General features: G+C 62.9%; 9 protein-coding genes. All 9 read right to left on the minus strand.

Annotation, left to right across the window (positions count from 1 at the left end):
- Positions 1 to 378: 378 nt before the first annotated feature.
- The 9 genes from P8Z34_16210 to P8Z34_16250 all read right to left on the minus strand — a co-directional run bounded on the left by P8Z34_16210 (position 379) and on the right by P8Z34_16250 (position 8,909).
- Positions 379 to 741: an HsmA family protein gene (locus P8Z34_16210; protein ID MEJ2552217.1), complete on the minus strand. Its 363-nt coding sequence runs from the start codon at positions 739 to 741 to the stop codon at positions 379 to 381.
- Between the two features lie 82 nt (positions 742 to 823).
- The gene (locus tag P8Z34_16215) at positions 824 to 1,681 is read right to left on the minus strand and encodes a class I SAM-dependent methyltransferase (protein ID MEJ2552218.1); all 858 of its coding nucleotides are present in this window, start codon (positions 1,679 to 1,681) and stop codon (positions 824 to 826) included.
- A gap of 49 nt (positions 1,682 to 1,730) precedes the next feature.
- The gene (locus P8Z34_16220; protein MEJ2552219.1) at positions 1,731 to 2,183 is read right to left on the minus strand and encodes a DinB family protein; all 453 of its coding nucleotides are present in this window, start codon (positions 2,181 to 2,183) and stop codon (positions 1,731 to 1,733) included.
- Between the two features lie 172 nt (positions 2,184 to 2,355).
- Complete coding sequence (locus tag P8Z34_16225; GenBank protein ID MEJ2552220.1) at positions 2,356 to 2,805, minus strand: DinB family protein; 450 nt, start codon at positions 2,803 to 2,805, stop codon at positions 2,356 to 2,358.
- A gap of 4 nt (positions 2,806 to 2,809) precedes the next feature.
- On the minus strand, positions 2,810 to 4,135 hold the full coding sequence (thrC, locus tag P8Z34_16230; protein MEJ2552221.1) for a threonine synthase: 1,326 nt from the start codon (positions 4,133 to 4,135) through the stop codon (positions 2,810 to 2,812).
- Between the two features lie 21 nt (positions 4,136 to 4,156).
- A complete protein-coding gene (locus tag P8Z34_16235; GenBank protein ID MEJ2552222.1) occupies positions 4,157 to 5,386 on the minus strand; it encodes a cofactor-independent phosphoglycerate mutase in 1,230 nt (409 codons plus the stop codon).
- Between the two features lie 25 nt (positions 5,387 to 5,411).
- Positions 5,412 to 6,542: a hypothetical protein gene (locus P8Z34_16240; GenBank protein ID MEJ2552223.1), complete on the minus strand. Its 1,131-nt coding sequence runs from the start codon at positions 6,540 to 6,542 to the stop codon at positions 5,412 to 5,414.
- Positions 6,539 to 7,588 (minus strand): aspartate-semialdehyde dehydrogenase, encoded by a 1,050-nt coding sequence (gene asd, locus P8Z34_16245; protein ID MEJ2552224.1) that lies wholly within the window; start codon positions 7,586 to 7,588, stop codon positions 6,539 to 6,541. Before asd ends, P8Z34_16240 begins: the two co-directional genes overlap by 4 nt.
- Complete coding sequence (locus tag P8Z34_16250; GenBank protein ID MEJ2552225.1) at positions 7,581 to 8,909, minus strand: aspartate kinase; 1,329 nt, start codon at positions 8,907 to 8,909, stop codon at positions 7,581 to 7,583. Before P8Z34_16250 ends, asd begins: the two co-directional genes overlap by 8 nt.
- Positions 8,910 to 9,402: the final 493 nt, after the last annotated feature.

Genomic DNA, 9,402 nt, shown 5'->3' on the forward strand with positions numbered 1-9,402 from the left:
CAGCGCCAGCGATTGGTTTATCGTGGAGTAACCGTTAAGTTCAATGCAAGGGCGACCCGGCGGGTCGCCCTTGCACGTCGTCATCGCGTCACGTAGGGGAGGGTTTGAAACCCGCCCCTACTTGTAACATCCACCAACCGTTGTAGGGGCCGACCCATTGTCGGCCCGCTTTTTATAATCGACAAGACTCGGGCGAACACATAGGTCCGCCCCTACATGATTGGAATCCGTAGGGGCAATCCCCTGTGGTTGCCCGGGTAATCGACGCCTCATCGAGGCGTCTCTACCCACAGGGCGCTGGTTGCGGATGTTCATCCGCAACTGGTATTGGGCAGATATTTATCTGCAAATAAACCACCGCACAGAATGTTTTTTCTATCACCCCTGCATGCCGAAGAAAATCGGGCTCAGATAGGGGATGAGCCAGATCGCCCACACGACCACGCTGAAACGGTGAAACGTGTGGATCATGCGCGTGTCTTTTCGCAGCAGCACGATCGTGGCCCACGTGGCGTGAACCAGCATCAAGACGATGGCCAACGTACCGGAAATGCCGTGCACGTCGAAGGTCATCCCGCCGGCCATGTCGAACATCATCCCCGTGCCCCACGTGTCACACGCGAATCCCATCCAGAAGAAAATCAAATGCCAGGGTTTCAGCTTTCCGGCGATTCGTTCGCTCCACACGCCAATACTGTAAAACAAGAGCGCCAAGTTTATTATGATCGCGGCTGATCCCATAATCCGTGTCCAACCTCCCAATCAAGTACAAAGATTATAAACAAGATACTGGCAAAGAAGCGAAGTATCTGATCTCAGGAACTCACGAAGCAGCGGATGCTTTCTGCGCCAGGATGGCCATCAGACCGGTGGACGCGGTCCAGATCTGCCCATCAAAAGAAGGCTCCAGGGACACCTGCCCGAAGCCACACGTCCGCAGCGTAGACAGATACTGATCGTCTGTATACGCCTGCATCGTTTCCGGATGGCGAGTCACCTCGCTCGTCACGGCATCAATGACATAGTAACGCTTGATGGTGGTCTGGCTGTCTCCATCCCACATACTCTCTTCGAGGTAGAGATACGGTTGATCCGAAAATAGACCGTTTTCTGCGGTGTACCAGAATGCAGGCTGCGCGCCCATGTCCACGACGACTTCGTAGGTATGCGGCTCGAGCAGCAGATATCCATCGGGTTTCAAAGCGCGATGGATCCTGGTCAGGATCTCCCGAGCCACCTCAGGGCGGAATACGTTGAACTCTCCGTAGATCAGCATCACCAGGCCGTAGCCCTCACCGAATTCCGCCTCACGGATGTCCTGCAGATGATAGGCACAATCCAGACCCGATTCCTGCGCCTGCTGTTTTGCGTAGGCAATGGAGGCAGGTGAGAAATCGATACCCACACATTTATGACCCAGTCTCGCCAGCCGGCTGGTGTACAATCCCGGCCCGCAGCCCAGATCGAGGATGCGTGTTGGTTTACCTGCGAGCACATGCTCATGAATCCACTGGACTTGACCATCGATGATCTCGAAAACGCGGCTGGCAGCATCATGCTCCTGAGAGAGATGTTCCTTGAGCATGCGCTGGCTGAATTCCGGGTCATTCCAGGGGATCTTCTCGCCCTCCGCCCACGGCGCGGGCTGAGGCTGCCTGCGTATGATATCGATCAGATTCAAGAAAAATCCTTTCGCAATTAAAACAGGTTTCTGATTAGATTGTAAAGCTTTAACGGATGAGATTCAGCGCATAATCCGCCTGGCCGCAGTGCACGACGAAATGCGTCAGCATGCGCAGTACGTGATAGGCGAGCGACTCGTATTCCCTGCCGCACGGCGTGGTGTACGGCTGCGTGATTCGCTCGACGTCGACCGCCGCAGCCGCCTGTTTGGCGACCTCCACGGCCGCAGTCAAATCCGAGACCACCTTTTCCTTCGATAACCCGGTTTCGCTGAATTCCCGCTCCCGATCGCGCGCGTACCCGTTGGCCAAAAGGCCCGCACCGAAATAGTGGTTGAGATTGCCGGTCAGGTGCCTGGCCAGCGTGCCGATCGAGTTCGGAATGCCGCCTTCCACCGACCAGAGTTGTTCCTCCGTCAGCGGCTCGATCAATTCGATCAATCCCTGGGCGTAGCGCTCGATTTCTCTGGCGGACAGTTCGATGATGCGTGTGTCAGACATACGGAACCCTCACGCTAATAATTTCGGGCGGACCACTTGTCCGCCCCTACACATCACCCGATGCTGGTTGCGGATATTCATCTGCAACCGATGGACGAGGGAAGCATATCCCTCGCCAGCGATAATTATAGGGCGACCCGGTGGGTCGCCCTGGATATAGATCCGTGCGTCTCTACTGCGGACTCTCCAGGAGATCGCCCAGGTGATGCTTCAGGTGTCGCAGGTAGTCGTCGATGACGAATTCCAGCGTGACGGGTTCCGCCCTGCCGATGCTGCACGCCCTGGAGAGCGCCGATTTCGGGATGCGCTCGATGACGTGACTCAACTGGCGGTTGTACGCCGTCCAAAGCGCGACCAGATTCTCCCAGTCCGCCTCGTCGTAGCGCTGCACCCGCACCCACTCTTCCGGATCGTACGGCGGGAAGCTCGCCGCCTTGTCGCTGCACCCCCGCACGAAACGCTGGTGGTTGTTGGCCGCCGAGTCGATCAGATGGCCCAGGATTTCCTTCTTCGACCAGCCATCCGCCTCGGCCCGCCGGGAGACTTCCTCCTCCGGCATGCCGGCCAGACGCTTCCCGGCTGCATCGACGATCGCTCGAAGTTCGTTCGCAATCTCTTTCATGGTTTCACTCCACAGCCCGATCGATCGCTTCGCTGACCGCATCGATGTCCGCCGGCAGCTCCACCGGTGGATTTGCGTAGCGCGACTCCACGCCGTCCAGCGTACCCTCGTGGTAGCCGACTTTGAAATCGGTGAATTTCAAACCGTGCGCCGTGGAGATCACCACCACCCGGTCGGAAGAGGTGATCTGGCCGCGTTCGACCATCTTGAACAATCCTGCCAGCGCCACGCCGGTGTGCGGGCAGCAGTACATGCCGCGCCGGTCGGCGCGGGCGGCGGCGTTGGCCAACTCGTCCTCCGTGGCCTGCTCGACCACGCCGTCGAATTCCTTCAGCACTTTCACGGCGCGCTCGTAGCTGACCGGATCGCCGATCTGGATCGCGCTGGCCAGGGTCTTCCCGGCCACGACCGGCGTGTAGTCCTCGAAGTCGGTCTGGTAGCTCAAATACAGCGGGTTGGCGCGCGCCGCCTGTACGGCGGCCAGACGCGGCAGCCGGTCGATCAGACCCAGCTTCTTCATCATGTCCAGGCCGTTGCCGATGGCGCTCACGTTGCCCAGGTTGCCCACCGGAATGACGATCCAGTCGGGCACCTCCCAATCGAACTGCTGCACGATCTCCATGCCCACCGTCTTCTGGCCTTCCATGCGCAGCGAGTTCATCGAGTTGGCCAGGTAGATCGTCTTGTCCTCGGTCAGCTTGCGCACGATGCGCATGCAGCCGTCGAAATCCGTGTCCAGCGAGAGCACCAGCGCGTCGTTGGCGATGGGCTGCACCAACTGCGCCGTGGAAACCTTGCCCTTGGGCAGCAGGATCACGGCCAGCATGCCGGCCGCGGCGGCGTAGGCCGCCAGTGCGGCGGAGGTGTCGCCGGTGGAGGCGCAGGCCACGGCGCGGATCGGTTTGCCGTCGGCGATCATCTGGTTCACGACCGAGACCAGCACGGTCATGCCCAGGTCCTTGAAGGAGCCGGTGTGGCTGTTGCCGCAGAGTTTGATCCACAGATCGGGCACGCCGATCTCCGCGCCCAGGCGCTCGGCCCAGAAGAGGTTGGTGTGGCCTTCGAACATGGAAATGATGTTCTCGTCGTCGATCTGCGGGCAGACCCACTCCTTCTTGCCCCACACGCCGCTGCCGTAGGGCCACTCGTTCGAGCGGGAGCGCCGGTCGAAGATCTGCTTCCACTCCTCGGCGCTGTGATCCTTCAAGGCCTCCAGATCGTGCTCCACGTTGAGCAGTCCGCCGCAGTCCTCGCAGCGGTAGACCACGTCGTAAATCGAGTAGCGCCGCCCACATCCCCGCACGCAAGCAAACCAACTGTCATACGGCATCGCTCGACCTCCCGTCCCGCATCATGATTCCACACCCAGCATCAGGCGGATGAAATCGTCCCCGCGCATGAAGGGTATGTTTCCAATTGTAGCCTGTTCCTCGTCGTAACAGCTACTCTCGTCCGGCGCATCCCCCGGCCGCAGCACGGCCACGGGCACGGGATCGCGCTCGTGCACGCCGGAGGCGACCGGCGTGGGATGGTCCGGCAGCACGGCGATACCGACCTGCTCCCCGAACGCATCCACGCCTTCCAATATCGGACCCACCAGGCGGCCGTCGAGCATCTCGATGCACTCGACCTTCAACGCCGCGTCTTTGGCGTGCCCCGCCTCGTCCGTGGCCTCCACGTGCACGTAGACCAGGTCGTGATCGCGCAGCGCCTCGATGCAGGCCGCGGCCTTGCCCTCGAAATTGGTGTCCCACAGGCCGGTGGCGCCCTCGACGCGGATCACGTCCATTCCGGCGTAGAGACCCAGCCCGTTGATCAGGTCGACGGCCGAGATGACCGCGCCGTGAACGCCGAAGCGTTCCTGCAGCGTCTGCATCTTCGGTACCCGCCCCGGCGACCAGGGCCAGATGGCGTTGGCGGGGTCCGCTCCCGCGGCGATCCGTTTCTGGTTGACGGGATGATCCCTCAGAATCCTCGCTGCGCTCGCCATCAGCGAACGCAGCCGGGTTTCTGTGGCTTTCCCCTCTTCGGATTTCGCCGCGGGCAGCAGATCCTCCACTCGTTCTCCCACGTGGTCGTGCGGCGGGATGCAGGCCACTTCGGGTGAAGCAGCCGCACCGCGCAGCAGGAGCAGATGGCGGTAACTCACGCCGGTGTGCATGGCGATCGGGATTTCGTTGGGCTCTCCGCCCAGCGCCGCCTGCAGATCGCGCACGATCTCGCCGGCCTGCTCGCTGCCGATGTGCCCGGCGGAGTGATTTTTGATCCGGCCGTCCTCGACGCAGATCAGGTTCATGCGCAGGGCCACGTCGTCGTCCTCGAGCGCCACGCCCATGTTGGCCGCTTCGAGCACGGCGCGCCCGTGAAACGCCTCGGCCGGGTCGTAGCCCAGCACGCTCAAATTGGCCACCGCCGATCCCAGCGGCAGCCCTTCAGGCAAGGTTTCCATGCGGCCCATGCGCCCCTCGCGGGCGATGCGGTCGATGTTGGGTTTACGCGCGGCCTGCAGCGGGGTCTTCCCGCCCAGGCTGTCGACGGGGTAATCGGACATGCCGTCCCCGATGATGATGACGGTTTTCATTGCGTTGGTTTCTCCATGTGCTCGATCACGTGCCCACGGCGTGCGTGCGCGCCCGGTGGATGGGCAGCATGCCCTGCGCCGCCTGTTCCGGTGAAGGCAGCGAAGCTTCGTCGGGTTTGTCCGACAGGCCGAAGAGCAATGCGCCCTGCGCCTGCCACTTCAGGGCGATCTCCCGCAGTTCCTGGGTGAGCACGATCTCGTCCCGCAGCAGCGCTTCCACCGCCACGCCGTCCGGGAGGCTGCCCATGTGGGCCAGCGTGGTGCGGTACTCGTTGTAGCGGAAGGCCTTGAAGGGCGTGGGATCGCCGCGCCGCACGTTGGCGTAGATCTGCGCGTGGATGCCGCGCAGGTCGGCGGGCAGCTCCGCCGCACGCGCTTCCACGCCGTCGATGAACTGCTGGAAGGACATCCACTTCCCTGCCTGCACCTCGGTGATGAGCGCCTCGAGTTCGTACAGGCCCGATCCCAGCATCAGACAGATGTAGGCCAGGTAGTCCTGGTTGTCGGCGGTGAGGCCGTGGAAGGCAGATTGATTGAGCGTGTCGTAGGCCGCTTCGAAGGCCGCCTCGTCGAAGCGCTCGCCCAGCAGGTCGCCGACGGTGAGGCGCACCGCTTCGAGGCGCGCCCGGTTGATCACTTGATCGTTGCGTCCGCGGGCACCGAGGGCGGTCTTGTCCACGTCGACGATGACCGCCGTGCGCTCGTCGATGGCGAGATCCTGATCCACACAGTAAGCGTCGAAGTCGGACAGCATCGACCAGCGGTTGGCCAGATAGAGCGTGCCCGCATCCAGCTTCTGGATTTCCACCCCCGCCGCTTCTTTGTTCTCGGCGCAGATGAAGGCCAGGCCGGGCAAATCGGCGGCGTGGCACAGGTTGCTGAAACAGGTACCGTCGCTGGAGCGCGTGTCGCCCAGGTAGACCAGGCGCTCGAGCGAGACGCCCGGCGCGTCGATGGTCCGCGCGTGCGTCAGCAGCTCGATCATCACCCGCGAATGGATGGGCTCGATCTTGCGCGGGATCATGCCCGGCGTCAGGTCGACGCGCGGCCCCAATTCGTCCAGCGATGGCAGGTTCGGATCGACCGGCACCAGGTTGCGGTAGACGATGTAGTCGCCCAGGAAGTCCGAAACCGAGCAGCGGCCGTAGTTTTTCATGTCAGGTATCCCTCCGCCACGAGCAGCTCGGCGTTGAGGATCGACCCGCTCGCCGCGCCGCGCAGCGTGTTGTGCGAAACGCTCACCAGGCGCAGGTCGAGCAGGTTGCAGGGCCGCACGCGCCCCACCGTGACCACCATGCCACTGCCGTTGTCGCGATCGCGGCGCGGCTGCGGCCGGTCGGGCTCGCGCGTGACCCAGATGGGCCGTTCCGGCGCGCCGGGCAGATTCTGGACCACCTTCGTACCACGGAAATTCTCCAGCGCCTGGATGGCATCGTCGACCGAGGCTGGATTCTCGAAGCCGACGGAGAGGCACACGGTGTGCCCGTCGACCACGGGCACGCGGTTGCTGTGCGCCGTGACCTGCGCATCCAGGGGCACGCGTTTTCCGGCGACGATCTTCCCCAGCATCAGCCGTGATTCCTCCTCGATCTTGTCCTCCTCGCCCCCGATGTGGGGAATCACGTTGTCCGTGATGTCCAGCGAAGCCACACCGGGGTAGCCCGCGCCGGAGATGGCCTGCATCGAGGCGATGAAGACCCGCTTCACCCCGAAGGCCGCGTCCAGCGGCTTGAGCGGGATGACCACGCCCGTGGCGGTGCAGTTGGGGCTGGTGACCAGCAGGCCTTCCCAACCGCGCTCGGCGCGCTGCCGCTTCAGCAGTTCGATGTGGTCGCTGTTGACCTCGGGAATCAGCAGCGGCACGTCCGGCGCGGTGCGGTAGGCCGAGGCGTTGGAGCAGACCACGTAGCCCGCTTCGGCGAAACGGGGTTCGACCTCGTAGGCCACCGAAGCCGGCAGCGCCGAGAAGGCCAGACGGCCTTCGAGATTGGTGTCGATCTCCTGCACTTTCATCTTGCCCACCGCAGGCGGCGGCCCGCCGGGCAGGACCCAGTTCACCGCTTCGGCGTAGGTCTTGCCGGCGCTGCGTTCGGAAGCCGCCAGGGAGACGATCTCGAACAGCGGATGGTCGCAGAGTAACTGCACGAAACGCTGCCCGACCGCGCCGGTGGCAGCCAGAATGGATACGGGAATTTTAGCCATTGACGATGACCTCCTCGTGAATGCTCTGCACGGCCTGCGCCGCGTCGCCGGCGCCGACCAGGAAGGAAAGGCTGCACTCGGACGACCCCTGGGCGATGGCGACCACGTTGATCTGCGCCCTGCCCAGTGCGCCGAAGATCCTGGCGGCGATGCCCGGGGTACTGCGCAGGCCCGCGCCCACGGCGCTGACGATGACCACGTCGTCCATCGACCAGACCTTGTCGACGTCGCGCCGCGCCAGTTCGACCGCCAGCTCGTCCTCGACGGCGGCCATCACCTGCGCCACCGCCTCCATGGGGATGATGAAGCAGATCGACTGCTCCGAGGAGGCCTGCGAGATCATCAGCACGCTGACTCCCTGCCGGGCGACGGCGGCGAAAGTGCGCGCGGCGATGCCGGGAACGCCCAGCATGCCCATGCCCTGCACCGTGATCATGCTCAGGTTCTCGATGGCGGTGACGGCCTTGATGTTGCCGTTGCCGTTTTTCGGATCGGCGACGACCAGCGTGCCGGGAACTTCGGGATTGAAGGTGTTCTTCACCCACAGCGGAATGCCGCGCTCCACGATGGGACGGATCGTCTTGGGATGCAGCACCCTGGCGCCGAAGTAGGCCAGCTCGCTCACCTCGTTGTAGGACAGCTTGGGGATCACCCGCGCGCCGGCCACCAGGCGCGGGTCGGCGCTCATCACCCCATCCACGTCGGTCCAGGTCCACACCTCGTCGGCGTCGAGGCAGTCTCCTAATATCGCGGCGGTGTAATCGCTGCCGCCGCGGCCCAGCGGGGTCGTTGCGCCGTCCTCGGTGGCGGCGATGAAGCCGGTCACCACGGGGATGAGGCCCTTCTTCAGCAGCGGCTCGAGGTGTTTGCGCACCAGCTTGCATGTCACCTCGCGTTTGGGCACGGCGTCCTGGAAGCGGTCGTCCGTGACGATCAGTTGGGTGGCGTCCACGGCTTCGCTCTCGGCCGAACGCTCACGCAGCAGCGCCGCCACGACGCGGGCGTTGGCGAAGCCCTCCAGCATCTCCTCGACCTGCGCCAGCAGCGACTGGCGCACCTCGGCCGATTTGACCAGCGTCTCGATCACGTCGCCGTGGCGTTCGAGCAGCTCGGTGTGAATCTGCTTGTAGCGTTCGGCGTCGCCGCGCTCGGCGCTGCGCGCCGCTTCGATCAGGGCGTTGGTCACGCCCGCCATGGCCGAGACCACCACGACCAGGCGTTGCCATTCATCTTTGTACTGCATGACGATGTCAACTGCAGAAGTGAGCGCCTCGACGCTGCCCACCGACGTGCCGCCGAACTTCATCACCAACGTTCCCATACTGCTGCCTCCTGCGCACCTCGACGAGGTGGAAATCTTCGCTTTGGGGAACCCGCTTTAAAACGAAAACCCCGCGCCATGGGGCGCGGGGATTAACCCACGTGGTTCCACCCAAGTTCACCCGCGGACCTGCGTCCTTCGGGTACCCTCTGCGGCTGTAACGGGCCGTCCCGTGACCCCATACTTTCGCCGTGGATTTCAGGGATCCACTCCCGGGTGGTTTTGGCGTCCGTCCGGTCGAGGGGGCTTTCAGCCGCTGACCCCGCTCTCTCTTGGACCATTCATTGACGCTACTCGTCCCGGTCAACGTTTGTGTATCGTTGGTTGTTGTTAGGCGACATTATGCCACATTTCGAGGGGGGAAGTCAACAGGGCGTATTCACTCATCTAAAATGTTACTGAAGGATAATGGTTCTTCCAAATGAAAATGTTACCGAGGGAACCATGTCCAATGATGATGAAATGACCATAGATGAGCGATACAAATACCTAC

This window comes from Anaerolineales bacterium (assembly GCA_037382465.1).
Lineage (GTDB): Bacteria > Chloroflexota > Anaerolineae > Anaerolineales > E44-bin32 > WVZH01.

Bases quoted from the DNA above. Each gene is read 5' to 3' on its own strand.
- P8Z34_16210 (MEJ2552217.1), bottom strand. From the start codon at position 741: ATGGGATCAGCCGCGATCATAATAAACTTGGCGCTCTTGTTTTACAGT.
- P8Z34_16220 (MEJ2552219.1), bottom strand. From the start codon at position 2,183: ATGTCTGACACACGCATCATCGAACTGTCCGCCAGAGAAATCGAGCGC.
- P8Z34_16225 (MEJ2552220.1), bottom strand. From the start codon at position 2,805: ATGAAAGAGATTGCGAACGAACTTCGAGCGATCGTCGATGCAGCCGGG.
- thrC (MEJ2552221.1), bottom strand. From the start codon at position 4,135: ATGCCGTATGACAGTTGGTTTGCTTGCGTGCGGGGATGTGGGCGGCGC.
- P8Z34_16235 (MEJ2552222.1), bottom strand. From the start codon at position 5,386: ATGAAAACCGTCATCATCATCGGGGACGGCATGTCCGATTACCCCGTC.
- P8Z34_16240 (MEJ2552223.1), bottom strand. From the start codon at position 6,542: ATGAAAAACTACGGCCGCTGCTCGGTTTCGGACTTCCTGGGCGACTAC.
- asd (MEJ2552224.1), bottom strand. From the start codon at position 7,588: ATGGCTAAAATTCCCGTATCCATTCTGGCTGCCACCGGCGCGGTCGGG.
- P8Z34_16250 (MEJ2552225.1), bottom strand. From the start codon at position 8,909: ATGGGAACGTTGGTGATGAAGTTCGGCGGCACGTCGGTGGGCAGCGTC.